At 59.9% G+C, this 23,979-nt stretch carries 24 protein-coding genes, 1 tRNA gene and 1 pseudogene; 11 read left to right on the forward strand and 15 right to left on the reverse strand.

Annotated features, from left to right (window positions below; genetic code table 11):
• Nucleotides 1–8: 8 nt before the first annotated feature.
• The 5 genes from pheT to infC all read right to left on the reverse strand — a co-directional run bounded on the left by pheT (nt 9) and on the right by infC (nt 5,325).
• The gene (gene pheT / locus PY650_RS03755; protein WP_285877719.1) at nt 9–2,432 is read right to left on the reverse strand and encodes a phenylalanine--tRNA ligase subunit beta; all 2,424 of its coding nucleotides are present in this window, start codon (nt 2,430–2,432) and stop codon (nt 9–11) included.
• 16 nt (nt 2,433–2,448) lie between these two features.
• Complete coding sequence (pheS, locus tag PY650_RS03760; RefSeq protein ID WP_285877720.1) at nt 2,449–3,531, reverse strand: phenylalanine--tRNA ligase subunit alpha; 1,083 nt, start codon at nt 3,529–3,531, stop codon at nt 2,449–2,451.
• 295 nt (nt 3,532–3,826) lie between these two features.
• Nucleotides 3,827–4,231 (reverse strand): 50S ribosomal protein L20, encoded by a 405-nt coding sequence (gene rplT, locus PY650_RS03770; RefSeq protein ID WP_285877721.1) that lies wholly within the window; start codon nt 4,229–4,231, stop codon nt 3,827–3,829.
• Nucleotides 4,232–4,268: 37 nt separating this feature from the next.
• Nucleotides 4,269–4,472 (reverse strand): 50S ribosomal protein L35, encoded by a 204-nt coding sequence (gene rpmI / locus PY650_RS03775; RefSeq protein ID WP_283056789.1) that lies wholly within the window; start codon nt 4,470–4,472, stop codon nt 4,269–4,271.
• Between the two features lie 316 nt (nt 4,473–4,788).
• Complete coding sequence (gene infC, locus PY650_RS03780; protein ID WP_181315998.1) at nt 4,789–5,325, reverse strand: translation initiation factor IF-3; 537 nt, start codon at nt 5,323–5,325, stop codon at nt 4,789–4,791.
• Nucleotides 5,326–5,605: 280 nt separating this feature from the next.
• Between infC and PY650_RS03785 the strand changes: the two genes are divergently transcribed.
• A complete protein-coding gene (locus PY650_RS03785) occupies nt 5,606–6,418 on the forward strand; it encodes an alpha/beta hydrolase (RefSeq protein ID WP_285877722.1) in 813 nt (270 codons plus the stop codon).
• Between the two features lie 235 nt (nt 6,419–6,653).
• On the forward strand, nt 6,654–7,253 hold the full coding sequence (locus PY650_RS03790) for a transglutaminase-like cysteine peptidase (RefSeq protein ID WP_285869154.1): 600 nt from the start codon (nt 6,654–6,656) through the stop codon (nt 7,251–7,253).
• A 169-nt stretch (nt 7,254–7,422) separates the two neighbouring features.
• On the opposite strand, the gene mbfA is transcribed toward PY650_RS03790, so the two are convergent.
• A complete protein-coding gene (gene mbfA / locus PY650_RS03795) occupies nt 7,423–8,406 on the reverse strand; it encodes an iron exporter MbfA (RefSeq protein ID WP_285877723.1) in 984 nt (327 codons plus the stop codon).
• A 236-nt stretch (nt 8,407–8,642) separates the two neighbouring features.
• Between mbfA and PY650_RS03800 the strand changes: the two genes are divergently transcribed.
• Complete coding sequence (locus PY650_RS03800) at nt 8,643–9,110, forward strand: group III truncated hemoglobin (protein WP_285877724.1); 468 nt, start codon at nt 8,643–8,645, stop codon at nt 9,108–9,110.
• A 615-nt stretch (nt 9,111–9,725) separates the two neighbouring features.
• On the opposite strand, the gene PY650_RS03805 is transcribed toward PY650_RS03800, so the two are convergent.
• Complete coding sequence (locus PY650_RS03805) at nt 9,726–10,640, reverse strand: EamA family transporter (protein ID WP_285877725.1); 915 nt, start codon at nt 10,638–10,640, stop codon at nt 9,726–9,728.
• A 96-nt stretch (nt 10,641–10,736) separates the two neighbouring features.
• Nucleotides 10,737–11,762, reverse strand: a complete 1,026-nt coding sequence (locus PY650_RS03810) for a histone deacetylase family protein (protein ID WP_285877726.1) — start codon at nt 11,760–11,762, stop codon at nt 10,737–10,739.
• 162 nt (nt 11,763–11,924) lie between these two features.
• Between PY650_RS03810 and PY650_RS03815 the strand changes: the two are divergent.
• A pseudogene (locus PY650_RS03815) lies at nt 11,925–12,537 on the forward strand (HAD family hydrolase).
• A gap of 11 nt (nt 12,538–12,548) precedes the next feature.
• Here PY650_RS03815 and PY650_RS03820 read toward each other — a convergent pair.
• Nucleotides 12,549–13,073, reverse strand: a complete 525-nt coding sequence (locus PY650_RS03820; protein ID WP_285877727.1) for a GNAT family N-acetyltransferase — start codon at nt 13,071–13,073, stop codon at nt 12,549–12,551.
• A gap of 18 nt (nt 13,074–13,091) precedes the next feature.
• Nucleotides 13,092–13,661 (reverse strand): helix-turn-helix domain-containing protein, encoded by a 570-nt coding sequence (locus tag PY650_RS03825; protein ID WP_285877728.1) that lies wholly within the window; start codon nt 13,659–13,661, stop codon nt 13,092–13,094.
• Between the two features lie 126 nt (nt 13,662–13,787).
• Here PY650_RS03825 and tenA point away from each other — a divergent pair, with 126 nt between their 5' ends.
• The 3 genes from tenA to PY650_RS03840 all read left to right on the forward strand — a co-directional run bounded on the left by tenA (nt 13,788) and on the right by PY650_RS03840 (nt 16,670).
• A complete protein-coding gene (tenA, locus tag PY650_RS03830; RefSeq protein WP_285877729.1) occupies nt 13,788–14,516 on the forward strand; it encodes a thiaminase II in 729 nt (242 codons plus the stop codon).
• Nucleotides 14,517–14,571: 55 nt separating this feature from the next.
• Nucleotides 14,572–16,395, forward strand: coding sequence for a translation elongation factor 4 (lepA, locus tag PY650_RS03835; protein ID WP_285869165.1), 1,824 nt, complete (start codon nt 14,572–14,574; stop codon nt 16,393–16,395).
• A gap of 65 nt (nt 16,396–16,460) precedes the next feature.
• On the forward strand, nt 16,461–16,670 hold the full coding sequence (locus PY650_RS03840) for a type II toxin-antitoxin system CcdA family antitoxin (RefSeq protein WP_285877760.1): 210 nt from the start codon (nt 16,461–16,463) through the stop codon (nt 16,668–16,670).
• A 37-nt stretch (nt 16,671–16,707) separates the two neighbouring features.
• On the opposite strand, the gene PY650_RS03845 is transcribed toward PY650_RS03840, so the two are convergent.
• Together PY650_RS03845 and PY650_RS03850 are read right to left on the reverse strand one after the other, a co-directional pair.
• Nucleotides 16,708–17,163: a GFA family protein gene (locus PY650_RS03845; protein ID WP_285877730.1), complete on the reverse strand. Its 456-nt coding sequence runs from the start codon at nt 17,161–17,163 to the stop codon at nt 16,708–16,710.
• Between the two features lie 129 nt (nt 17,164–17,292).
• Nucleotides 17,293–18,027: a type 1 glutamine amidotransferase gene (locus tag PY650_RS03850; protein WP_285877731.1), complete on the reverse strand. Its 735-nt coding sequence runs from the start codon at nt 18,025–18,027 to the stop codon at nt 17,293–17,295.
• A gap of 124 nt (nt 18,028–18,151) precedes the next feature.
• Here PY650_RS03850 and PY650_RS03855 point away from each other — a divergent pair, with 124 nt between their 5' ends.
• Complete coding sequence (locus PY650_RS03855; protein ID WP_285877732.1) at nt 18,152–18,445, forward strand: Rdx family protein; 294 nt, start codon at nt 18,152–18,154, stop codon at nt 18,443–18,445.
• A 98-nt stretch (nt 18,446–18,543) separates the two neighbouring features.
• On the opposite strand, the gene PY650_RS03860 is transcribed toward PY650_RS03855, so the two are convergent.
• Together PY650_RS03860 and PY650_RS03865 are read right to left on the reverse strand one after the other, a co-directional pair.
• Nucleotides 18,544–18,681 carry a hypothetical protein gene (locus PY650_RS03860; protein ID WP_285869171.1) on the reverse strand — a complete coding sequence of 46 codons (138 nt, stop codon included), beginning with the start codon at nt 18,679–18,681 and terminating at the stop codon, nt 18,544–18,546.
• Nucleotides 18,682–18,836: 155 nt separating this feature from the next.
• Nucleotides 18,837–19,259 (reverse strand): BA14K family protein, encoded by a 423-nt coding sequence (locus tag PY650_RS03865; protein WP_285877733.1) that lies wholly within the window; start codon nt 19,257–19,259, stop codon nt 18,837–18,839.
• A gap of 180 nt (nt 19,260–19,439) precedes the next feature.
• On the opposite strand from PY650_RS03865, the gene PY650_RS03870 reads away from it, so the two are divergent.
• From PY650_RS03870 to PY650_RS03880, 3 genes are all read left to right on the forward strand, one after another.
• Complete coding sequence (locus tag PY650_RS03870; RefSeq protein WP_285877761.1) at nt 19,440–20,861, forward strand: phosphomannomutase; 1,422 nt, start codon at nt 19,440–19,442, stop codon at nt 20,859–20,861.
• A gap of 92 nt (nt 20,862–20,953) precedes the next feature.
• A tRNA-Leu gene (locus tag PY650_RS03875) sits at nt 20,954–21,038 on the forward strand.
• A 603-nt stretch (nt 21,039–21,641) separates the two neighbouring features.
• Entirely contained in the window at nt 21,642–21,908 is a 267-nt protein-coding gene (locus PY650_RS03880; RefSeq protein WP_285877734.1) for a hypothetical protein, read from the forward strand.
• 132 nt (nt 21,909–22,040) lie between these two features.
• On the opposite strand, the gene PY650_RS03885 is transcribed toward PY650_RS03880, so the two are convergent.
• Nucleotides 22,041–23,960 carry a beta-N-acetylhexosaminidase gene (locus tag PY650_RS03885; protein WP_285877735.1) on the reverse strand — a complete coding sequence of 640 codons (1,920 nt, stop codon included), beginning with the start codon at nt 23,958–23,960 and terminating at the stop codon, nt 22,041–22,043.
• Nucleotides 23,961–23,979: the final 19 nt, after the last annotated feature.

A 23,979-nucleotide genomic window follows, 5' to 3' on the forward strand; every position in this document is an offset into this window, starting at 1 on the left:
GAACCTTGTCAGCCTCTCAGTACGCCACCCGTCGACTTCGTTACATTGGTGACTATCTTCTGGGTCAGCGCCTCGAAATCTTCGTCGGTCAGCGTGCGCTCGGCCGGCTGGATCTGCACTTCGATGGCGATCGACTTCTTGCCGTCGCCGAGCGATGGGCCCTCGAAAATATCGAAGACATTGACGCCGGTGATCAGCTTGCGGTCGGCGCCGGTCGCGGCGCGGATGATGGCGCCGGCTTCCACTGCCTTGTCAACCACGAAGGCGAAATCGCGCTTGACGGCCTGGAACGGCGAAAGCTCCAGCGCCGGCTTGGTGCGCGTCGTCTTCTTCTTCGGTTCCGACATGGCGTCGATGTAGACCTCGAAGCCGGAAAGCGCGCCGGTGACATCGAGCGCCTCCAGCGTCTTCGGATGGAATTCGCCGAAATAGCCGAGCACCACTTTCGGGCCCATCTTAATCGTGCCTGAACGGCCTGGATGATACCATGCGGGACCACCCCGCTCGATCTGGATATTGCCCATCGGCAGGCCGCAGGCCTCGATCACCGCCAGCGCGTCGGCCTTGGCGTCGAAGACATCGACGGACTTGCCGGCACCGGTCGCGGCATTCGACCACATACGGCCGGAGCCAGTGAGCGTCGCAGTACCACGGCGGATGCCGCCGGCAACGCGGCGTTGGCCTTCGGGCCGATCATTTTCATAGGTGCCGGAGACTTCGAAAATCGCGACGTCGCCATAGCCTTTGTCGGCATTGCGCTGCGCAGCCGACAGCAGGCCCGGCAACAGCGAGGGGCGCATGTCGGACATGTCGGCGGCAATGGGGTTCGCGAGCTTCAGCGCCGGGGAACCGCCGCCGAAGAGCTTGGCCTGGTCTTCCGAGATGAATGACCAGGTGACAGCTTCCAGCATGCCACGGGCGGCAAGTGCGCGCTTGGCGGTGCGGGTGCGGATCTGCAGCGTCGTCAGGATCTTGCCGTTGACGGCGTTGTGGCTTGCGAGCGGCGCCGGCTTGATATTGTCGACGCCGTGGATTCGCATGATCTCTTCGACCAGATCGGCCTTGCCATCGACATCCGGCCGCCATGAGGGTACGGCGACGGAAACGTGCCCGCCCGAACCGGAAACCGAAAAGCCGAGCTTCGTCAGGATCGACCTGCCCTCTTCCATGGAGACATCAAGGCCAGTCAGACGTTTGACCTCGGAGAAGGGGAAATCGACGATCTTGGCGTCATAGCCCTTATAGCCTTCGACCTTGGCCTTGGCGGCCGTGCCGCCGCAGCAGGCGAGCACCAGCTCGGTCGTCCGCTCTATGCCGGGAACCATATATTCCGGATCGACGCCACGCTCGAAACGGTAGCGGGCATCGGTGATGATGCCGAGGCTGCGGCCGGTCTTGGCGATGTTCATCGGGTCCCAAAGCGCCGACTCGATCAGTACGTCGACGGTGTTCTCATCGCAGCCGGAATGCTCACCGCCCATGACGCCGCCGATCGACTCGATGCCGTCGTCATCGGCGATGACGACGTTGTTCGGGCCAAGCTTGTATTCGCGCTCGTCGAGCGCCAGCACCGTTTCGCCGTCCTTGGCGCGGCGGACGACGAGATTGCCCTTGACCTTGGCGGCGTCGAAGACGTGCATCGGCCGGCCCTGATCGAAGGTCATATAGTTGGTGATGTCGACCAGCGCGCTGATAGGGCGGAGGCCGATCGCCAGCAGCCGCTGCTGCATCCATTTCGGGCTCGGGCCGTTCTTGACGCCGCGCACGAGGCGGAGCGCGAAGCCGGGGCAGAGGCTGGCATCGTCGAGTTCGATCTTCACATCCACCGGCGTATCACCGTCGACTGCAAAGGTCGGCGTCAGGCGCGGCTTCAGCGTGCCGAGGCCGGAAGCGGCGAGGTCACGCGCGATGCCATAAACGCCGGTGCAGTCGGGCCGGTTCGGCGTCAGGTTGATCTCGATCATCGGATCGTCGAGGCCGGCATAGGCGGCGAAGCTGGCGCCGACGGGCGCATCTTCCGGCAGATCGATAATGCCGTCATGGCTGTCGGAGATTTCCAGCTCCTTCTCCGAGCACATCATCCCGTGGCTTTCGACGCCACGAATATTGCCGACCGAGAGCGTCACGTCGATCCCCGGGACATAGGTGCCGGGCGCGGCGAAGGCGCCGACGAGGCCGGCGCGGGCATTGGGCGCGCCGCAGACGACCTGAACCGGCTTGCCGGAGCCATAGTCGACCATCAGTACCTTCAACCGGTCGGCCTGCGGATGCTTTTCGGCTGACAGGACTTTGGCAATGACGAAGGGCTTAAATGCTGCCTTGTCGTCGACCTCTTCCACTTCCAGCCCGATCATCGTCAGGCGGGCGCAGATCTCGTCGAGCGTGGCGTCCGTTTCCAGGTGCTCTTTCAGCCAGGAGAGTGTGAACTTCATTTGCTTAATCCCTTCCTTACACGCTCAAACCGCCGAAAAGGGTCGGCATATCGAGCGGGCGGAAGCCATAGTGGTTCATCCAGCGGACATCGGCGTTGAAGAAGTCGCGCAGGTCGGGCATGCCGTATTTCAGCATGGCGATGCGGTCGAGCCCCATGCCCCAGGCAAAGCCCTGATATTCGTCAGGATCGAGGCCGCCATATCGCAGCACATTCGGATGCACCATGCCGCAGCCGAGGATTTCCATCCAATCGGTGCCTTCGCCGAACTTGACGATCGGGCCGGAGCGGTCGCACTGGATATCGACCTCGAAAGAGGGTTCGGTGAAAGGGAAGAAGGACGGACGGAAACGCATCGTCACGTTGTCCACTTCGAAGAAGGTCTTGCAGAATTCTTCGAGCACCCAACGGATATTGGCGACATTCGCCGTCTTGTCGACCACCAGGCCCTCCACCTGATGGAACATCGGCGAGTGCGTGGCGTCGCTGTCCTGGCGATAGGTCTTGCCGGGAATGATGATGCGGATCGGCGGCTTCTGCGCTTCCATGGTACGCACCTGCACCGGCGAGGTGTGCGTACGCAGCACCTTGCGTTCACCCTTTTCATCCGGCAGGAAGAAGAAGGTGTCGTGCATCTCGCGGGCCGGATGCCCTTCGGGGAAGTTCAGTGCCGTGAAATTGTAGTAGTCGGTCTCGACGTCGGGACCTTCGGCAATCGAGAAGCCCATGTCACCGAAGATGGCGGTGATCTCGTCGACGATCTGGCTGATCGGATGGATGCGACCACGTTCGGCCGGAGAGGACCGCACCGGCAGGCTGACGTCCACGGTCTCGGCCTTCAGCTTCGCCTCGATCGCAGCATCCCTCAGCGCGCTTTTGCGCGCGTTGATCGCGTCTGATACCGAGTTCTTCAGCGCGTTGATCGCGGCACCCCGCGTCTGCCGCTCTTCCGGCGACATGGTGCCCAGCGTCTTCAACAGTTCCGAAACCGAGCCCTTCTTGCCGAGAGCGGCCACTCTGACGGCTTCGATCGCCTGCTCGTCCGCAGCCGCGGCCACGTCGGCCATGAGTTGGATTTCAAGAGTATCGAGTTCCGTCATCTTGTCCTGCCTTGCGGAGAGCGGCTTGGGAATGCTGCTCATTCCACGGAGTAATTGGTAAACACATACATCAGATAGCTGGTGGCAACGATGAAGCGCTGCAGATCACTACCCATGTGGACGCGGCCAATCAACCGGGCAAATGACAAAAACCGCCTTGCCGTTAAAATCCCTGGTCGTCCGTCGATTGGCGAACTCATTCCATCAAGATGCCTGTGCCTTCAAGCACAAAACCCGCGCCGATTTGCCGGCACGGGTTTTGCGATGATCGTTCGAAATACGTGCGAGGCGCTGATTAATTTACAGCAGCTTCGAATTCGTTCTTCGTGCCGGCGTCCTTGAGATATTCCAGCGCCTTCTTGGAGGCGGCGACGAGCGCGCCGAAAGCTTCCGGCTCATGGATCGCCATGTCGGAGAGAACCTTGCGGTCAACTTCGATGCCGGCCTTGTTCAGACCGTCGATGAAGCGGCCGTAGGTCAGGCCGAATTCGCGGACGGCAGCGTTGATGCGCTGGATCCAGAGGGCGCGGAAATTGCGCTTGTTAACCTTGCGGTCGCGGTAAGCGTACTGCTTGGAACGGTCGACGGCGGCCTTGGCGGTACGGATCGTGTTCTTGCGGCGGCCGTAGAAACCCTTGGCGGCCTTCAGAACCTTCTTGTGCTTGGCATGGGCAGTGACGCCTCTTTTTACGCGTGCCATTTCATGATCTCCTTAGTCTATAGCGTTACGAATAGTCTTAGAGACCGTTCGGCAAGTAGTTCTTGACAATCTTACGGCCATCCGGTTCGGCGAGAACCATGGTGCCGCGGGCGTCGCGAATGAACTTGTTGGTACGCTTGATCATGCCGTGACGCTTGCCAGCAGCGGCTGCCTTAACCTTGCCGGATGCGGTGATCTTGAACCGCTTCTTGGCAGAGGACTTCGTCTTCATCTTGGGCATTTTGCTACTCCTTCGATGCTTCCTGGCGTGCCTTATAAAAAAGCCTTCCTACAGATCCGGCTGGGCCGGGCTGCAACAAGGTGCCGGAGCGTTTGTTGTTGAACGGCGGTACGGTGACGAACCGCCCCGCCAGCATTCTGAACCGCCACGGCATGCCCTGCCGGTCAGTTCGGACGCGCGCTTATAACCGCAGTTGCCCGTAAGTGCAACGGGCGCGACGGGGATTCTTTTGCGGATCGATGACAGGCATTGACCCGTAACACAAATGGAAAAGCCGCCCCATGGACGGCTCCGGCTTCTTACTTCCGCTCGCGCCTCACTTCGGCGCAAGCACCATCATCATCTGACGGCCTTCGAGCTTGGGCTCGGCTTCCACCTTGGCGATCTCGAGCGTATCTTCCTTGACCTGCTGAAGAAGCTTCATGCCGAGTTCCTGGTGCGCCATTTCGCGGCCGCGGAACTTCAAGGTCACCTTCACCTTGTCGCCTTCTTCGAAGAAGCGACCGATCGCCTTCATCTTCACCTCGTAGTCATGGGTGTCGATGTTGGGGCGCATCTTGATTTCTTTGACTTCGACGATCTTCTGCTTCTTGCGCGCCTCGGCCGCCTTCTTCTGGTTGGCATATTTCAGCTTGCCCAGATCGAGGATCTTGCACACAGGCGGTTCAGCGTTGGGGGAAATCTCCACCAGATCGAGACCGGCCTCCTCTGCCATTCTCAATGCCTGGTCAGTCGGAACAATGCCCATATTCTGGCCGTCAGCCGTAATGAGCTGAACTTTGGGAATGCGAATTTCCCTGTTGGAACGCGGCCCGTCCTTTACGGGCGCGTCGGCTTTAAAGGGTCTGCGAATGGTCGTACTCTCCACGAATTGTTTCGGATTGCTGCAGCCTCTCGCTCCCGTCGGCGCAACTGACGGAAATGTCGTAAAAGCTGTGGTGAAGTCAATAGCATGATGCCAGGAAAAAATCACCTCCCGTGTACCAATACTGCGCGGCGCAGCCGTAAGATGCGCAAAGGACACAATAACATCCTAAAAAAGCGCAGGAGCCTTTCCAAGAATCGAGAGGATTTTTTTGGGTCGCGGGCGCGAGAATCTGCTTTATAGGACGGAAAGATTCAGGAGTATCTTCATGTCCGAAGCAGCGACAAGCCTCGAACCTTCCTTCCTTTCCGTCGACACCGGCGACTATCAGCGGCAGATTGCCATGCAATTGCGCGCAGCGAGGAAGGGCGTGGATGGCCCGACTTTCGTCTGGCTCTCCGGCTATCGTTCCGACATGAGCGGCACCAAGGCACTGGAGCTGGACGCGTTGGCCGCACGATTGGGCCTCGCCTGTATCCGCTTCGATTATTCAGGCCACGGCCAATCCGGCGGCACGTTCACCGATGGTACGATCTCCCGCTGGCTCGAGGAGGCGCTCCTTGTCATCGACCACGTCAAGCCGAAGCGCATCGTCCTCGTCGGCTCGTCCATGGGCGGCTGGATTGCATTGAGGCTCATTCAGGAGCTGCGTAAACGCAAAAAGGCGGCCGCCATCCAAGGCCTTGTGCTGATTGCTCCTGCCCCGGACTTCACCATCGACCTCATCGAACCGAACCTTTCCGATGTCGAGCGGAGATCGCTTGCCGAACGCGGTTATTTCGAGCAACCCTCGGAGTATAGTCCGGAGCCGAATATCTTCACCCGCGCGCTCATCGAGGATGGCCGCGCCAACCGCGTCTTGACGGGCATCATCGAAACCGGCTGCCCGGTTCATATCCTGCAGGGCATGCAGGACGAGGATGTGCCATTTGCGCATTCGTTAAAATTGGTCGAACATTTGCCGGCCGATGATGTCGTGTTAACACTTGTGCGTGATGGCGACCACCGGCTGTCGCGACCGCAAGATATCGAGCGCATTTTGAGTGCGGCAGAGACATTAGCGCTGCATAATCATCCGTAAAAACAGATAGATAGACTTCGGAAAAACCCGCGGCTCGCCTCGCCGCCGGGTAGAATTTGCCTACCCCTCCGTAATCATAAGAGGCAGGAAAATGTGGCAACTATCCCCTTGATTGTAGTGAAATTAACCATAAAGGCTGGTTCCGCTGTTAACACTTAAGTAATGATTGACTTGGCGCACCCCCCTACATTAACAATTTGTTAACAAATGCAGGGACGATACAAGGATAGTGGGCGTGCGTATTAAGGGCGTATTCGTTGCCTTCGCAGCTATAGTTGCGATGTCGTCGTCGGCGATGCCGGCCCCCCAGAACACCGCATCGATGACCATCGGCGGCGTCACGTCTCAGCCCATTGGGCATTATGAATTTTGCGAGCGTCACGCCGACGAATGCGGCCCGACGCGCAATGCCGGTCCTGTCGATATGAACGCCGCCACTTGGGCTCTGGTCAACCAGATCAACCTGCGCGTCAACAAGACCATCACGCCGGCCACCGACATGGAGGTCTACGGGCAGGAAGAATATTGGGAATATCCGAAGACGGCCGGCGATTGCGAGGATTTCGCGCTTTTGAAGCGCAGGCTTCTGATGCAGAAGGGCATCTCCGCCGCCAACCTGCTGATGACGGTGGTGCGCAAGCCCGACGGCGAGGGCCATGCCGTGCTGACGCTGCGGACCAAGCAGGGCGACTTTATTCTCGACAATCTCGATGACGAAGTGAAGGCGTGGTACCAGACGCCGTATTCCTACCTGAAGCGTCAGGCCAGCTACAACGCCGGCCGCTGGGTCACCATCGAAAACGGAAACGACGTCCTGGTCGGCGCGGTCAAGTAAGCGCAGTAGGTACCTAATCTAATCAAAAGGCCGGCAAATCTCTGCCGGTCTTTTGTTTTTCCGTAGATGAGATGATTAAAACGGTCCCTGCCCTTTGGCACGGACTATCGGATATCACCATCAGTAGTGCTTATGGCTTTGCTGACACTCGGGGGCGTTCGATGCTGTCTCACCCATTGCCGATCAATATGCCTGCTGCAAGCACCAGGGAACCGCCGAGGACGACCTGGAAAGCGGCTCGCAGAAACGGCGTCTCCATATATTTGTTCTGAATGAAGGCAATTGCCCAAAGTTCGAAGAAGACGACGATGGCGGCGGTGATGGTCGCCGTCCAGAAATCGGGAATGAGATAGGGAAGGGCATGACCGAGGCCGCCGATCGCCGTCATGATGCCACAGGCAAGGCCGCGCTTGATCGGCGAACCGCGGCCGGAAATCTTGCCATCGTCATGGGCTGCTTCCGTGAAGCCCATAGAAATGCCGGCGCCGACGGATGCCGATAGACCGACCAGGAAGGTCTGCCAGGTCTGCTGTGTCGCGAAGGCGGCCGCAAAGATCGGCGCCAGCGTCGAGACGGAGCCGTCCATTAGTCCTGCGAGGCCCGGCTGCACATAGGTGAGCACGAATTTGCGGCGGGCGCTCGCGTCTTCTTCTTCCTTGACCGATTGCGGCGTATGCTTGTCGCCGAGCATGCGGGCGATGTCTTCATGACCTTGCTCGGCCAGCGCGAGATCGCCGAGAAGCTGGCGCGTCGAGGCGTCGGAGACCTGCTTGGCCGCCTCGACATAGAAATTATAAGCCTGCTGCTCCATTGCCTCAGCCTCATCGCGGATGGCTTCAAGCGACAAGTTTTTGCGCAGCCAATCCGGCTTGCGTTCATAGAATCCGCTGACATGCTCGCGTCGGATCAGCGGAATGCGCTCGCCGAAACGCTTGCGATGCATATCGATTAGCGTCTTGCGATGGGTGTCCTCGACTTCGGCCATATCCTCGAACACCTTGGCTGAGTCGGGATAATTGGCCCTTAGAATATCGGCATAGGCAAGATAGATGCGTGCGTCGTCCTCTTCCGAGGCGATCGCGACGGCAAGAATTTCTTGTTCGGACAAAGAAGCAAAAGAACGTTTTGGCGAGCGAAAAAACCTCAGCAACATAAGAATCTCCATTTTAGAATTATTCTAAAACTAAAGTGGACGATCGCACTGGTCAAGAGCTAAGGCATGTGCCGAACTGAAGAACTCCGCGGCGAAATAGAGGAGGCGGTACGACTTTGACAGATTGCCGCAACAGCTGCGTGACGTCTTGGTTGCGCCGCAAAAATGCATAGATAGAGCCCGACAAACGCTCGTATGCACTAAAAGAGCGCTGTGTGCGGCGACAGGAGCATGACTTGACCACTGAGATACAGGGCCGCGCCGTCCACTTGGCCGGCATTCGTGAGCGAGCCGAGGCAGAGATGGAGCGCGTCGGCATCGATGCCGCCTTCATCGAGCGGCTTGTCGATACTTTCTACGGCCGCATTCAGGCACATCCCCGGCTCGGTCCGGTTTTTGACGGGCGCCTCGCCGGGCGCTGGCCGGATCACATGGAGAAGATGAAGCGTTTCTGGTCGTCTGTCGCTTTCAAGAACGGCGCTTATGGCGGCAAGCCAGTACAGGCTCATGTCGGAGTCGAAGGCATCGCGCCAGAGCTCTTTCCGGAGTGGCTGGCGCTGTTTTCGGAAACCCTCGGCGATATCGCACCCTCCGATGAAGCCAAGACCTGGTTCATGGCGACAGCCGAGCGCATCGCCAAGAGCCTGACGCTATCACTGTTCTATAATCCGGCGTTGGACGATCCCGCGAGGAAGACTGAATAAAGCATACCGCCCAAGACTATGGAATCCGATGACAGATGCTGCAACCTTGGCCGTGGTTTAAGGCAGTTTTGCCTCCTCGGCACTATCGCCTTCCTCTGATGCGGCGCATATCTACGACGCGGCCATCGCGCTGTCGCACGGCAACCTCGAACCGGCTACCGCCCCTCCAAGCACGATAAACGAAGGTACGACCACGGCAGTCGATCCGCCTGACGTCCCTAAAACCGCGGTTACGGAGCAACCTCTCGCCCTGACTACAACTAATCCCTCTGCCTCTATTCAGATTGGTACCGACGCTAATGGAAACATGGGTCTGTGCGCTTGCTACGGTCGGCACGGAAATCGATGAAACCGACAGGCCGACAGCCAGCGCGAGTGACAAGAACAACGATGATCTAGGCAAGGCATCCTCCATTTGGACGACGGGTTGTGAACCCACGACGCTCGTTCCCCTGCGGAATTATACAACCATGAGAGTAGAAGCGATAGGGGTCGTGTAAACACAACCTGCCTCTGCTGCAGTCAGATAACCAGAGAGGATAACGAGAATCGGACATTGCCGAGACCGCGACCAGCGCCGACCTTTACATCGGTCGTTTGCCGGTGCGCTTCAGCTCAGCTTTTCGTGGCGAAAATCGTTGCCCCGATGCTGGCGGCGACGACGAGTGCCGTGCCGAACATCTGCGACGGCGTCATCGGTTGTGACAGGATGACGAAACCGGCAAATGCACCGATGGCGGGCTCGAGGCTCATGAGGATGCCGAAGGACGAGGTGGGCATGCGCCGCAAAGCGACCATTTCCAGCACATAGGGAAGGAGCGGAACAAGCAGCGCCAGGCCGGCTATTTCGAGGAGGCCAACGGCCGTCAGATGCGGAGCGGCGGCGGCAAAGCCGAAGGGTGTCGAAACGACGGCCGCAACCAGCAGCGACATGGAAAGCCCCTCGAGACCTTTAAAGGCATTGCCGACCCTCTTCGTCAGCAGGATATAACAGGCCCAGCCCGCTCCCGCGCCGATGGCGAAGAGGATACCCGGCCAATTGCCGACCCACTCCTCGCCGTCATAGGCCAACAGCAGAACACCGATGGCGGCAAAAACCGGGCATAGAAGCTGGCGGCTCAGCCCGAAGCCGAGGGTCGCAACAAGCAGAGGCCCGAGAAATTCTATGGCGACCGTAAGACCCAACGGAATACGCGCAATCGCCGAAAAGAAGGATGTCGTCATCAGTGCTGACACGGTGCCAAGCGCCAGCACGCCGATCCATTGCGAGCGGCTGTAGCTCATGACCTTCGGCCGAACGATGATCGCTAAGGCGACGGACGCGAAGACGAGCCGCAGCCATGTCGCGCCGGCAGGTCCATAGGCGTTGATGATCGGAGACGACAATGCCGAGCCGAACTGGATAGAGGACATGGACATCACGCACATGAGCACTCCAGTGGCAATGCCGCCGGAGGATGGCGCAACGTCCGGATGCGGCATGAGCGCCGCGCCACCATCCGTGCCACTCTCGATAAGCGTCTGATCCATAACCTCTCTCCTTACGCGGGTTTCTAGAGGTCGAGGCCCGCAGTGGCAAATTCAAACTTTTCATCGAGCGATCAGGCGCTTTGATAAAAGGCCCTCTCAGGCTTCGAGGCCTGTCAGCACATTGGCGACGTTCAGGCCGATCTCCGGCACGCCATAACCGCCCTCCATGCAGGTCAAAACCGGCAGGCCGGCGCCGGCGATCAGCTTGCCCATGCGGATGTAATCCTCCGAGGTCAGCATGAAGAAGGAAATCGGGTCGCGCTCGAATGTATCGACGCCGAGCGAAAGCACGATCGCCTCGGCGCCAAAGCTCCTGATGCGGGCGAGAGCGTCGGCAAGCGCTGTCGACCATTGTTCCCAGGGCGTACCGCGCGGCATTGGATAGTTGCGGTTCGCGCCGAGCCCTTCGCCCTCGCCCCTCTCGTCGGCATGTCCGAGGAAATAGGGGAAGGCGTGGATGGGGTCGCCATGCAGCGAAGCGGTAAAGACATCGCCGCGCTGATAGAAGATGTCTTGGGTACCGTTGCCATGATGGAAATCGACATCGAGAACAGCCACTTTCTTCGCGCCGTGGTCGCGCAGCCTCTGCGCCGCGACGGCGGCATTGTTGATAAAGCAATAGCCGCCGAAGAGATCGAAACCAGCATGATGGCCGGGCGGACGGCAGAGCGCGAAGGCAAAGCGATTGCCCGCATGGAGCCAATCGGCTCCCGTGAGCCCGCAGCGCATCGATGCCCGTGCCGCTTGGTAGGAGCCCTTGGTGATCGAGGTATCGGCGGCGTTGGCATAGTGGCCGATCATGCCGACGATGTTTTCCGGCACGCGCTGGCTGGTACGCCGTACGGGAAAGGAATTGGCGATCGCCTCGCCTTTGTGGCCGGCCGCGACCCAGCGCTCCCATACCGTTGCCAGGAAATCGAGATAGGCCGGATCATGCACCTTGCGCGCCGTTTCGAGCCCATGCGCCTCAGGCGCGACAACGTCCTCGAAACCCGCCTCCCTCACCGCCGCCAATATCCATTCGGCTCGGAACGGAGCTTCGAAGGGCGTCACAAGCTGACCGTCATGCAGCTCAGTCTTGGCGTCCCTCAACTTGTGATCTTCCGAATAGATGACGCGCATCTAGCTGCTCCCCGATCGATCTCTTCTTTGCATTTCGGCGATGGCGAGACTCGCATGGAACCGTGACATGCGAAAGTGGAAGTGCCGCGTAGAGCCTCTTGAATGCGCGACGCATCTACAGGATTCTCGCAGAAATTTTGGACAACGGGAGTCGGTCGAATCATGGTAGTGCTGATGGTTGATGTCGATGGCGTGCTCGTTCATGGACGCCCGCATGATGGCCTGCCTCCCTTTACGTTTCTGGAGCGCGATCTCGGCCTGTCGCCCGATCTTCTCCAGGCGGAATTCTTCAAACCCTTACTGGAGCGAGATCATCGTCGGACGCGAGCCGATGATGCCGTGGCTGGATTCGGTCCTAGCCAGGATTGCGCCTGATATCATCGCCGAAGCGCTTGCCGCCTATTGGTTCGAAAACGATTCCCGCCTGGATCATGACTTTCTCGACGCTCTGGCGCATTACCGCGCCGATGGCATCCGCGTGTTCCTGGCGACGAACCAGGAGCATATGCGGGCGAAATATCTCATGGAGGAGCTTGGCCTCGCTGCCCATGTCGACGGCATTTTCTATTCCGCTGCCCTCGGCCACCGCAAACCGTCCGAGACATTTTACGCGCTCGCTGGCGAAAGGGCGGACGCGTGTCCAAACGATATCGTCTTCATCGACGACGTAGAGGAGAATATCGAGAGCGCGCGGCGTTTTGGCTGGCAGGCGATCCACTGGACCGGAGAGATTGCGCTGCACGATGCACTCACTCCGTTTGTCGCGCACAAATAGGAGCGACGTTATTAGTCGGCTAATATTCTCTTATAGAACACGGTCGTGTCGCAAAGGCCGCCTTCCGGCCACATGGCGTAGTCGGGGATGACGCCGACGCGTCGCCAGCCGAGACGGGGATAGATGGCTTCGGCTTCGCTGCCGGTTGCCGTGTCGAGCACGAGCAAAGTCTTGCCGCGCTTGGCGGCCTCATGCTCAGCCGCTGCCATCAGCAGCCGGGCAAGTCCCCTTCCCCGGGCAGACCGAAGTACCAGCAACTTCTTCAGATCGCCGCGATGCGGCTGATTCGGCATTTGCGCCGCGCCGATCTGTACGGTGCCGGCGATTTTGCCTTCCAGTTCCGCAACAAAAAGCAGCGTGGCGCCGTCGGTCACGTCTTCGGCGACGCCACGCCAGTAGGTTTCAGCATCAGCAGGTGCGTAGGGCTGCATAAAGCCGACAGAGGCGCCACTATTGACGCAATCGACAAGCACTTCGCAAAGACCTGGAATAGCGGCGCTAGTTTCGGAGGCGGAGAGAAGGCGGATAGTCGACATGATGATCCTCTAAATTGTTCAACGGTCGCCACGATCCAGCACGACGCAATAGCGTGCCGGCGCTTGGCCCGGATTGTGAAAGACATGGCCGTCACCAACAGGCATGAAGAGACAGTCGCCGGGCTTCAGGCGGTATAAGGTTTCGCCGACAGTCATTTCCAACTCGCCGTCGAAGAGCCAGACGTGCTGAGTCATGCCGCGGCTCGCCGCATGTGGCGGAAAGCTGACCCGCGCGCCGGCAGGAAACACGACATCGACAATATCGACATCCGAGGCGCTCCCGGGTGGAGAGACGGCTCGGCGCATATAGCCGGTTTCGGGATCGCGCCAGACCTGCTGCTCCTGCCGGCGCGAAAGCGGTGAAGCCTTCTGCCCTTCCTCGGCGAAAAACTCCGACAGCGACAAGCCGAGCGCGGCGCAGACCCGCGCCAAGAGCGAAGCTGTCGGGCTCGCCTCGGCGCGTTCGATGCGGGAGATCATGGCGCGGCTGACACCGGATGCTGAAGCGAGATCGTCCAGCGTGAGGCTCTTTTCCACTCGCAGGGCACGGATGCGAATGCCGATCGCCTGTTCGAGTTCCAGTTCCATATTTGGATCCTTGATTCTACTATAGGAGAAATACAAGATCCAATGATGGAATCAAGCTCCTTGTGAGCAGACTTGCTTTCACCATAGCGCCGTCGATATATGGCGGGTGCAAGAGTGGAGAGCGGCATGGACGGCATCAGGCAAGGCACCGAGACCACGGAAAGCTTCACGGATGCGGCTTGGGACCGCATCAAACCAATTATGGTGGAAATCGAGCGATTGCCGCTGCTGGAACGGCTGTCGGAAGGTACGCTGCCACCGGAGGTTTTCCGCCATTACATCCTGCAGGATGCAATCTATCTGAAGCACTATGCCCGCTGCCTTGCAATCGTTGCCGCCAAGGCGCCCGACAATGCGCAGGTGTTGCGCTTCCTCGGTTCGGCGCAGAAGGCAATCACCGTCGAGCAGGGCCTGCACGCCGGCTTCCTGATGCAGTTCGGCATTTCGAGCGCGGATGTAAGCGCTGCCGAGCCTTCGCCGGCCTGTTTCGCCTACACAAATTTCCTTTTGGCTACCGCCTATCACAGTTCCTATGCCGTTGCGCTTTCAGCCGTTCTGCCATGCTTTTGGATCTACTGGCATGTCGGCGAAGGCATCAAAAGCAAGCCGGCGATCGAGGGCAATGTGTTCCAAGCCTGGATCAACACCTATGGCGATCCGCAATTCGCAGCCGGCGCCCGGGAAGTCATCGCATTGACCGACATCGCGGCCCGCGCAGCCTCGGCAGCTGAGCGCCGGCAAATGAGCGACGCCTTCGTGCGTGCCGCCCAATATGAATGGATGTTCTGGGATTCAGCCTGGCGACTGGAGAAGTGGCCCGCCTGCCCCACGCTCCCCGGCTGCAAAATAGCGTAAACGGCGGGATAATTACCGCTTTGCGGCGCGGGGCGGCGCTGCTATATGCTCGCGCATGAGCACCAATTCCACCACTCCGCTTTCGCATATCCGCAATTTCTCGATCGTGGCCCATATCGACCACGGCAAATCGACGCTGGCCGATCGTCTGATCCAGACGACGGGCGGCCTTGCCGAACGCGAAATGTCCGAGCAGGTGTTGGACAATATGGAGATCGAGCGCGAGCGCGGCATCACCATCAAGGCCCAGACCGTGCGCCTGCACTACAAGGCGAACAACGGCGAGACCTATATCCTGAACCTGATCGACACGCCCGGCCACGTCGACTTCGCATATGAAGTTTCCCGCTCGCTGTCGGCCTGCGAAGGCTCCCTTCTGGTGGTCGACGCATCGCAGGGTGTCGAAGCGCAGACACTCGCCAACGTCTACCAGGCGATCGACAACAATCACGAGCTCGTCACCGTCCTCAACAAGATCGACTTGCCAGCGGCCGAACCCGACCGCATCAAGGAACAGATCGAGGAAGTGATCGGCATCGACGCATCCGACGCCGTGTTGATCTCGGCCAAGACCGGTCTCGGCATTCCCGATGTTCTAGAAGCGATCGTCCACAAGCTGCCGGCGCCGAAAAGCCCGGGCGGCGAAAAGGCGCCGTTGAAAGCGTTGCTGGTTGATAGCTGGTACGACACCTATCTCGGCGTCATGGTTCTCGTGCGCATCATCGATGGCGTTTTAACCAAGGGCCAGACCATCCGCATGATGGGCACGGACGCGAAGTACCAGATTGAGCGCGTCGGCGTGCTAACGCCGAAGATGGTCGCCGTCGACAGCCTCGGCCCCGGCGAGATCGGCTTCATCACCGCCTCGATCAAGGAAGTGGCCGACACCCGGGTCGGCGATACCATCACCGAGGACAAGCGTCCGACCGCCGAGCCGCTGCCGGGCTTCAAGCCAGCGCAGCCTGTCGTGTTCTGCGGCCTCTTCCCAGTCGACGCCGCCGACTTCGAGGATCTGCGCTCAGCCATGGGCAAGCTGCGCCTCAACGACGCCAGCTTCTCCTTCGAAATGGAATCCTCGGCCGCTCTCGGTTTCGGCTTCCGCTGCGGCTTCCTTGGCCTGCTGCATCTGGAAATCATCCAGGAACGCCTGGAACGCGAATTCAATCTGGACCTGATCGCAACGGCGCCCTCCGTCGTCTATCAGCTCACCATGACCGACGGCACCGAGATCGAGCTGCACAACCCGGCCGACATGCCCGACGTGGTCAAGATTTCCGAATTCCGCGAGCCCTGGATCAAGGCGACGATCCTGACGCCGGACGACTATCTCGGCTCGATCCTGAAGCTCTGCCAGGACCGCCGCGGCATCCAGACCGAGCTGACCTACGTCGGCAACCGCGCCATGATCACCTACGACCTGCCGCTCAACGAAGTGGTCTTCGACTTCTACGACCGCCTCAAGTCGATCTCCAAGGGCTATGCCTCCTTCGACTACAGCCTGACCGACTATCGCGAGAGCGATCTCGTCAAGATGTCGATCCTCGTCAATGCCGAGCCGGTCGATGCGCTCTCCATGCTGGTGCACCGCTCCGCCGCCGAAAAGCGCGGCCGCGTCATGTGCGAGAAGCTGAAGGACCTAATCCCGCAGCACATGTTCCAGATCCCGATCCAGGCCGCCATCGGCGGACGCATCATCGCCCGCGAGACGGTGAAGGCGCTACGCAAGGACGTGACCGCCAAGTGCTACGGCGGCGACGCCACCCGCAAGCGCAAGCTGCTCGACAAGCAGAAGGAAGGCAAGAAGCGCATGCGGCAGTTCGGCAAGGTCGAAATCCCGCAGGAAGCGTTTATCGCCGCGCTGAAGATGGGGGATGAGTGAGGCTTCGCGATAAATGATTATGCGCATAATTCGGCGAGAACACCGTTGCTCAGACTGCGCGCAAAATCGTCACCTTGTGGCTTGACGAAAGCCTTGCTTCGCATGCCCTTGCCCTAGAAATCAATATCTCGCGTGCCGCCGAAGATGGCATCGCCCTTGCGACAAAAGCTGAATGCGAGCGCCTATGGCGTTTGGAAAACGCTCAAGCGATTGAACAGGCGAATGCCTATGTCGAAAAACACGGACTGCCGCTTGGAAAATATCCGCAGTTCTGATCCGCAGCGACGACTTTCTCTTCCAATGTTTCTGACCTCAGTTCTGCGCCGTATATTCCTTGATTAGGCCCTCATACTCATTCATCTCCGGCAGTGCGGCATAGCTGTGAACCGCCGGTGTCGTCACCCAGGGCAATTTTTCTCTCGTCCAGGTCTCGACGAACGGCGTGAACCAGCGGGGGTCGTCTAGCATGGTCGGGCGCAGGTTCACGAACCAGTCGAACCCTTCCAGGCGCGTGAACATCCAGCTCATGCAGTATGGGCAGAAGTAGTGTTTCAGGTTTTCGTCGTGCATCCCGCCGATGACCGGTTCGCCATGCGTGACTTCGAAGCCTTCGCTCGGAATGGCGACGCTCAGCGAATAGGCGCTGGAGGACATATGTTGGCAGCCTGTGCAGTGGCAGGCCATGGTCAATAGCGGCTTGGCGCTGACCTTGATGCGTATCTGCCCACAACGGCATCCGCCTTCCCAAGGCAATTCTGGCTGGGTCATGATCTCGTCTCCTCCGGTTCTAATCGTTGTTCGGCCAGGATTTAGCGTCGGGACGCTTAACGTCGAGTGGCCGCGTCGATCAGCGTTTGCTGACACGCAAGATCCTTGGTGCTCGGCGGCTTTCGGCCTTCAGAGCACGGCCTCCTTGTGTCGCTCCGCCGCCGTGCCAATCGTGCTCACCCAGCCCCGCGCGATGGCCAGCCCTGCTGTCTCAGCCGAAGGCGCATCCTGCACAGCGATCTCGGGATAGCGCTCCAGCCAGCCAGGTTCGTTGCGTTCGATCGATGCCTTGAATTCCGTCCGCCAACGTTCGACCACTGCGGCATTGGCCTCGAAATGGAACTGCGTCCCGTAGGCGGCGCGGCCGACGCGGAAGGCCTGGTTCCTGGTCACGGCGTTGGTCGCGAGGTGCACGGCGCCGGCGGGCAGCGAAAATGTGTCGGAATGCCATTGGAAGATGGTGAAATCGTCGGCGACATCGGACAGCAGCGGATCGGCCTTGCCTTCCTCTGTGACGCCGACCATTTTCCAACCGAATTCATGGGTTGTGCCGATGAGGTTCTCTGCCTCATAGGCGCGCGCCAGAATCTGGCTCCCGAGGCAGATGCCGAGCACGGCCTTGTCAGCCTCTTCGAAGCGGCGCATCAGTTGCGCTAGCTCCGGCAGATAGGGGTGGGTTTCGTCGTCAAGCGCATTCTGCTCGCCGCCGAGCACGACCAACGCATCATGCGCCCTGACATCATTCGGAAGCCTCTCGCCATCCCACGCCCGAAACCACTCGATCTCCGCGCCCGCTTCCTCCAGCGCGATGCCAAGAGCGCCAAGCGGCGTGTTTTTCATGTTTTCGACGACAGCGACCCGCATTCTCGTTGATTCCCGAAAAATTATCCGGGCAAAGATGAGCATGAGCGGATCGGCGGCGCAAGAGCCCCGCTTGCGGCCGATTAAAGTTGAGTCTAAATGTCAGCAAACAACAAGGAACCCGACGATGACCGACAAGCCGCGGATCACCATTCTCTATTGCACACAATGCAACTGGCTGCTGCGCGCCGGCTGGATGGCGCAGGAATTGCTGCAGACCTTCAGCGACAACCTTGGCGAAGTGGCCCTGATCCCCGGCACAGGCGGCAACTTCGAAATCCGCATCGACGGAGAACTTTTGTGGGAGCGCAAGCGCGATGGCGGCTTTCCCGGCCCAAAGGAGCTGAAACAGCGGGTGCGCGACGTCATAGATCCCAATCGCGATCTCGGCCACACGGACCGCGGATCGCTGGAGAGCTGACTGCGCCACTCACCGGCGAACCTCTGGGGCCGCGCCGACTGACATTGCACCGACTGACATATCCGGAAGGCGCGGCCCACTGGCCCGCCTTCGCTCTGTCACTTGTCTTTCCTGCCGAGGCTTACCGTGCTGGCAGCCTGCCTGACCTGAGAGCCCGGCTGCTGCTTTACAGCGACGATCTTGTCCTTCTTGGGTTTTCGCACCTCGCGATGACTTCTAATTTGACCCTTGGCCATTGTGGGCTCCTTCCTTCGCGCGCGGCCATATGGATGTGGCGACACTTTAGGGACTGCTCAAGTTACGCGAAAATCAAGCGAATATTTTCGAACGAGCCGTTAGACACAGCAAATGGATGTGCTTAGCCCCAAAACCGGTGGCAGAAGACTCCCGCTTAATTGTAGGGTGAGCGGCAGGTCTGGAACCCGTGGTGAAGTGTGGTGTAGAGATTGGTGCCAGGATTGTAGGTCCGATAATGTTCGGAGCACCACATCTGATGGCGGGTGCGATTGTCGACCGGCATGCGGTAGTTGGTTGTTGGCGCGACATAGTTGGTGCGTGGCGGGATCACAACTCGGGGCGTCTCGAAACGGTTCCTGTCTAGCGGCGACACCGTATTCGGAAGGGGATAGCCGGGCGGCCGATACCATTGCTCCGATCCGAAGCCGAAGCAGCCCCGATAGTCGCATACGGTGGGCCCAGTCGTGCGGGGAGGAATGACGAGCGGGCTGCTCGCGGCCGCGTTGGCGAGATCCGGTGGCGACAGCAAAGCGAGGCTGATTGCGCAGCCGAATACGATCTTGCCGAAAACAGTCATGATAGACTCCTGTCGTTGGTCATGACGACCCAACCCGCGGCTTTACTTTTTATTTGGGCCTTCGCCGGAGACAAAACCAGAGGCGCGATGGCGGATATCAGCCGCATCGGTCGGTTGATCCTTTGCCTCGCTTGCTCCATAAGAGGTGCAACCTTTCCGAGGAGATTGCCCGTGAGCAGCTTGAAATTTGGAACCAGCGGCCTTCGCGGCCTGTCCGTCGATCTCCTGGGACGGGCGTCTGCCCTCTATGCCACCGCCTTCGCCCGCCACCTGTTGAAAAGCGGCTATGCACAGCCCGGCGACCTCATCCTGGTCGGCCGCGATTTTCGCGAATCCAGCCCGGCGATCTCGGCCACCTGCATCGGCGCGCTCAAGCGTGCCGGCCTCACGCCGGTCGATTGCGGCACGGTGCCAACCCCAGCGTTGGCGCTTTACGGGCTGGAGCTCAAGGCCGCTTCGCTGATGATCACCGGCTCGCATATTCCGGCCGACCGCAACGGCATCAAATTCTATCGCCCCGACGGCGAGATCGACAAGCAGGACGAATTGGCGATCAGCGCCGAAGCTGCTGGCATCGGCGACGCCAGCCTGGATGAGACGCCCGCCGCTGGCGAGAATCGAACGGCGGAGGCCGAGGCGCTATTCTTCGAGCGCAATACCGCCCTGCTGCCCGCCGACAGCCTCATCGGCCTCACCATAGGCGTCTACCAGCACAGCACGGTGGCGCGTGAGCTGCTGGGCCTGGTGCTGGTGCACTACGGCGCGCGAGTCGTGCCGCTCGGCCGTTCCGAAAGTTTCATTCCTGTCGATACCGAAGCGGTCTCCGCGGAGACCATCCGCCTGCTCAAGGGCTGGACACCGGAGCATGGACTGGACGCGATCGTCTCCGCCGATGGCGATGGCGACCGGCCGCTTGTCTCCGACGAAACCGGCGAGCCGCTGCGCGGCGACCTGCTCGGCCTCATCGCCGCAAATTTCCTGGGCGCGGAGGTCGTGGTAACTCCGGTTACCTCCAATTCCGGCATCGAAGCCGCCGGCTCCTACGCCGTCACCCGCACCCGCGTCGGCTCGCCCTATGTCATCGCTGGCATGGATGAGGCGCTGGCGGCCGGCAAGGCGAATGTCATGGGATTCGAAGCCAATGGCGGCACCCTGACGGCAAGCCGCTTCATCATCGAGGGACAGCCGATACGCGCGCTGCCGACGCGCGACAGCTTCCTGCCGATCCTGGCGACACTCTACGCCGCCGCCCGCGCAAAACAATCGCTGACGGCCGTCGCCGCCAACTACCGCCTACCTTTCGCCGCTGCCGACCGGCTGGAGAATTTTCCGGTCGAAACCAGCGCGGCACTTATGGCTTATCTGCGCGCCTCCGACGCCAACCTCGCCGACTTCATGGCGCCGATCGCCGGCGTGGCGTCAAAGAGCGATATAGACGGGCTGCGGGTGACGCTGACCGATGGCCGAATCATCCATTTCCGCCCTTCGGGCAATGCACCGGAAATGCGCTGCTATGTCGAATCGGCGGATGAAAACGAAGCAAAGGCCCTGCTGGAACAGGGACTTGACCTCATCCGCGCATGGGCGGCGGCCCGGGGTTAACCCGGGCTTCAACCGCTTTTTTTCAGATTGCCACGAAAACTTCAAAAACCCTGTTGACACCGAAGAGCCACCCCCTTACATGCGTGTCCGTCGCCCAGATGGCGGAATTGGTAGACGCGCAGGTTTCAGGTACCTGTGCCGCGAGGCGTGGAGGTTCGAGTCCTCTTCTGGGCACCATTCCATTTCGAACGTATTGATTACGTTCAACTTCCTGATATTGCTAAGCTGTTCGCTTACCTACTGCTACACGCGGGTGGGACACAGTGCATGTCAGAATGGCAAGCCCGATGCGCCGTAGAGGCTCTACCTTCATCCAATTCCGAAAGCGAATTGCGAAGGATGTTATCGCTCTTGTGCGCTTCTCCGCCGGATGGCTTTAGGTCCTTCTTGCCCGCATTTTGTAAAGCCTACATCCGCTGGTTTGCGTGACCGTAGCCAACCTTTCAACCCCTCGGCATCATCCCAATGAGCAGCATGTTGCCTTGCCTATTGCCGCAGCCTTGGCAGACCAACTTGGTCGCCAGTGAGCCTACCTTCCTGCCGCCGCCGAAACGTCTGGCCATCTCGTAGCGGTCGACACGCACGGTCCTGTGGCAAGCCGAGCAAGCGGCAGTTAGTTCGTACCATTGCGGTAGACCTCCAAGCGTACGCTGGTAGTCATCATGCCCAATAGGCAGCAGCGTTATGCCTTTTCGGTGTCTCATTTCGTGCGTCGTGCCGTGGCTCATTGACTCCCATAGCAATAAGAACATAAAGGGAACGTGAAGGAGTAACAAGCTAATGATTCGATTTGCACCGCAGGCAGCCCAAATCGCCACCCCTTTGAAAGCCATCAAGGAAGGTCCAGCGATCGAACCCGCAAAGGTGACTGATGAAAGCAAGGCGACCACTGATAGTGGATCGCTGCTTGCGGAGCTTCCAGAGGTTTCCGCTCCCGCTCCGTCTAAGGCCTCCAGCTCCCATCTGAGCACCAAGGCCCGTGCGCCTAAGAAGTCGAAGGCGGGGTCAGACGCAACGGCAGCCATGCAGCTCGATTTGAACGCATAGGCTCGTCCTGCGTAAGAAGAACTGCCGAGATTTCCTCTCGGCAGTTTCTCAGATCAAATGCGATGATTTTTGAGACGAAGCCGCGCATTGCCGGCGATGCGGAAGGCAATCAGACGGATGCGGAAACTACACCTATAGAACAGGACTGAGCCGCACGATCGCCGCAAACCGTTCCCAATCCTTCCCGGCCTTCGGAGTCCATGCGGCTTCGGCGATGGCCGGCAGTCGGGGGAAGACCAGGCGGTTGAAATAGGCGCGGGAGAGGAAATTTTCCTGCCAGATACAGGCTTGTACGCCCTTCATCCGGTCCGTCAGCTCCTCGGGGAACTCGCCCTCCGCCTCATAGGCATAGGTGTGCGCCGGCGGCACGGTTCCGGCCCAGCTCGCACCGGGTTCCTGCCAGGCTTCCGCCTGTACCATGTCGAGGTAATAGGCCTGGCCGGGGGTCATCACCACATCATAGCCCTGGCGCGCCAGCTCGATGCCGACTTCAGGCTTCTCCCAGGCCATCAGCAGCGTGTCTTCGGTGGCGACGCCGCCGCCATGAGCGACTTCGTTCCAGCCGACGAGCTTGCGGTCGCGTGCCGTCAGCATCGCCTTCACCCGCTTCAGGAAATAGGATTGCAGCTCGAAGGTGCCGGATATACCCTCCCGCTCCATCACCTTGCGCGCAAGTGGCGAGGCGAGCCAGGAGCCGTTGGCCACCTCGTCGCCGCCGATATGGATATACTCGGAGGGAAACAATTCGACCATTTCGTCGAACACTTTCCCGAGGAATTCATAGGTCGGCTCAACGGCCGGGTTGAGGGCATTGTTGGGATAGCCTTGCACGGAGTGATAGCTCTCCGGCGCCTCTTGCCCGTCGGCCAGATCCGGCAGGGCAATGAGGGCGGCAGTGCTGTGGCCGGGAATATCGATTTCGGGCACGACCTCGACGCCGAGCTCGGCTGCATGGGCGACGATTTCCCTGACATCATCGTGCGAATAGAAGCCATTCACCGGCTCGGCACCGTTTCCGAGCTGCGGCAGCAGCGGTTCATCGGGGCCGCGCAGCACGCCGACCGAGGTGAGCTGCGGATAGGCCTTGACCTCCAGCCGCCAGGCCTCGTCGTCGGTCAAATGCCAGTGGAAGATGTTGAGCTTCAGCCAGGCGAGGATATCGATCAGCCGCTTCACATTCGCCTTGGGATGAAATTGTCGGGAGACGTCGAGATGGCAACCACGCCAGCCGTAACGCGGCTGGTCGGAAATCGTGCCGGCGACTGGAAAGCGGAATTTGCCGGGTTCGCGCCGCGCGCCGTCGAGAAGCTGTGCCAGCGTCGTCAAACCATAGAGGCGGCCGGCGTCGGCGGAATAGGCAAGCGTGATCTCGTCTGCAGAGAAAGTGAGCTTATAGGCCTCCCTGGCGAGAGCGGGCTGTTCAATGAAGTGCAGGCGCCTGCCCTGCGGCGCGGCGATGAGGCTGAACGGCGCATGATTGGCCGGAAACAGGCGATGGAAGAGCGCCTGGGCCGTCGCAACCGCCTTTAGGCTGGCACCGTCGGTTCCCTTGACCGGATAGAGCAAGACCGGAAAGACTTCGCCCGGCCAGGCATCGATCACCGCAGGCCAGGGTTGGATAGCGAAGGGAAGATCGAGCTTGCCCTCGGGCAACAATACCGGCGGCGGTTCGCTGACACGGCCTTCGAGCAGGAGATCGGAAACGAAAACATCGATGTGGCGGCCGTCGGAGAGCGTCAGGTAGGCCGACTTGGCGCCATCGGTGCAGTGTTTTGCTACCCGGTTCAGGCCGCTGACGCTGAAGGTCCAGCTTTCGCCTGACGAAATGGTGAGGCCGGCAGGCGGGGCGAATTCATGGAAATTGGCGTTGCGGCGCAGGAAGGCCGCATTCTCGCAAGCCTTGGGGTCGATGACGCGTGTCAAGGAGGTATAGACGAGGCGGAAATCGGCCAGCGGCGCATCCGACAGATTGATCAGCGTAAAGGTCAGGCGGCCATTCGGTCCGCCATCGGGAGACCAGGTGCTTTCGAGATGATAGGAAGCCGGCTGCATGTCTATTCCCCCTTTAACA

The sequence above is a fragment of the Martinezella calliandrae genome, from assembly GCF_030272695.1.
Lineage (GTDB): Bacteria > Pseudomonadota > Alphaproteobacteria > Rhizobiales > Rhizobiaceae > Rhizobium > Rhizobium calliandrae.

What these genes read in the sequence shown, in the direction of transcription:
- pheT (WP_285877719.1), bottom strand. Translation starts at nt 2,432, where the DNA reads ATGAAGTTCACACTCTCCTGGCTGAAAGAGCACCTGGAAACGGACGCC.
- rplT (WP_285877721.1), bottom strand. Translation starts at nt 4,231, where the DNA reads ATGGCACGCGTAAAAAGAGGCGTCACTGCCCATGCCAAGCACAAGAAG.
- PY650_RS03785 (WP_285877722.1), top strand. Translation starts at nt 5,606, where the DNA reads ATGTCCGAAGCAGCGACAAGCCTCGAACCTTCCTTCCTTTCCGTCGAC.
- PY650_RS03820 (WP_285877727.1), bottom strand. Translation starts at nt 13,073, where the DNA reads ATGTCGACTATCCGCCTTCTCTCCGCCTCCGAAACTAGCGCCGCTATT.
- PY650_RS03865 (WP_285877733.1), bottom strand. Translation starts at nt 19,259, where the DNA reads ATGACTGTTTTCGGCAAGATCGTATTCGGCTGCGCAATCAGCCTCGCT.
- PY650_RS03825 (WP_285877728.1), bottom strand. Translation starts at nt 13,661, where the DNA reads ATGGAACTGGAACTCGAACAGGCGATCGGCATTCGCATCCGTGCCCTG.
- PY650_RS03845 (WP_285877730.1), bottom strand. Translation starts at nt 17,163, where the DNA reads ATGACCCAGCCAGAATTGCCTTGGGAAGGCGGATGCCGTTGTGGGCAG.
- PY650_RS03805 (WP_285877725.1), bottom strand. Translation starts at nt 10,640, where the DNA reads ATGGATCAGACGCTTATCGAGAGTGGCACGGATGGTGGCGCGGCGCTC.
- PY650_RS03885 (WP_285877735.1), bottom strand. Translation starts at nt 23,960, where the DNA reads ATGCAGCCGGCTTCCTATCATCTCGAAAGCACCTGGTCTCCCGATGGC.
- PY650_RS03855 (WP_285877732.1), top strand. Translation starts at nt 18,152, where the DNA reads ATGACCGACAAGCCGCGGATCACCATTCTCTATTGCACACAATGCAAC.
- tenA (WP_285877729.1), top strand. Translation starts at nt 13,788, where the DNA reads ATGGACGGCATCAGGCAAGGCACCGAGACCACGGAAAGCTTCACGGAT.
- PY650_RS03860 (WP_285869171.1), bottom strand. Translation starts at nt 18,681, where the DNA reads ATGGCCAAGGGTCAAATTAGAAGTCATCGCGAGGTGCGAAAACCCAAG.
- PY650_RS03880 (WP_285877734.1), top strand. Translation starts at nt 21,642, where the DNA reads ATGATTCGATTTGCACCGCAGGCAGCCCAAATCGCCACCCCTTTGAAA.
- pheS (WP_285877720.1), bottom strand. Translation starts at nt 3,531, where the DNA reads ATGACGGAACTCGATACTCTTGAAATCCAACTCATGGCCGACGTGGCC.
- PY650_RS03810 (WP_285877726.1), bottom strand. Translation starts at nt 11,762, where the DNA reads ATGCGCGTCATCTATTCGGAAGATCACAAGTTGAGGGACGCCAAGACT.
- lepA (WP_285869165.1), top strand. Translation starts at nt 14,572, where the DNA reads ATGAGCACCAATTCCACCACTCCGCTTTCGCATATCCGCAATTTCTCG.
- rpmI (WP_283056789.1), bottom strand. Translation starts at nt 4,472, where the DNA reads ATGCCCAAGATGAAGACGAAGTCCTCTGCCAAGAAGCGGTTCAAGATC.
- PY650_RS03850 (WP_285877731.1), bottom strand. Translation starts at nt 18,027, where the DNA reads ATGCGGGTCGCTGTCGTCGAAAACATGAAAAACACGCCGCTTGGCGCT.
- mbfA (WP_285877723.1), bottom strand. Translation starts at nt 8,406, where the DNA reads ATGTTGCTGAGGTTTTTTCGCTCGCCAAAACGTTCTTTTGCTTCTTTG.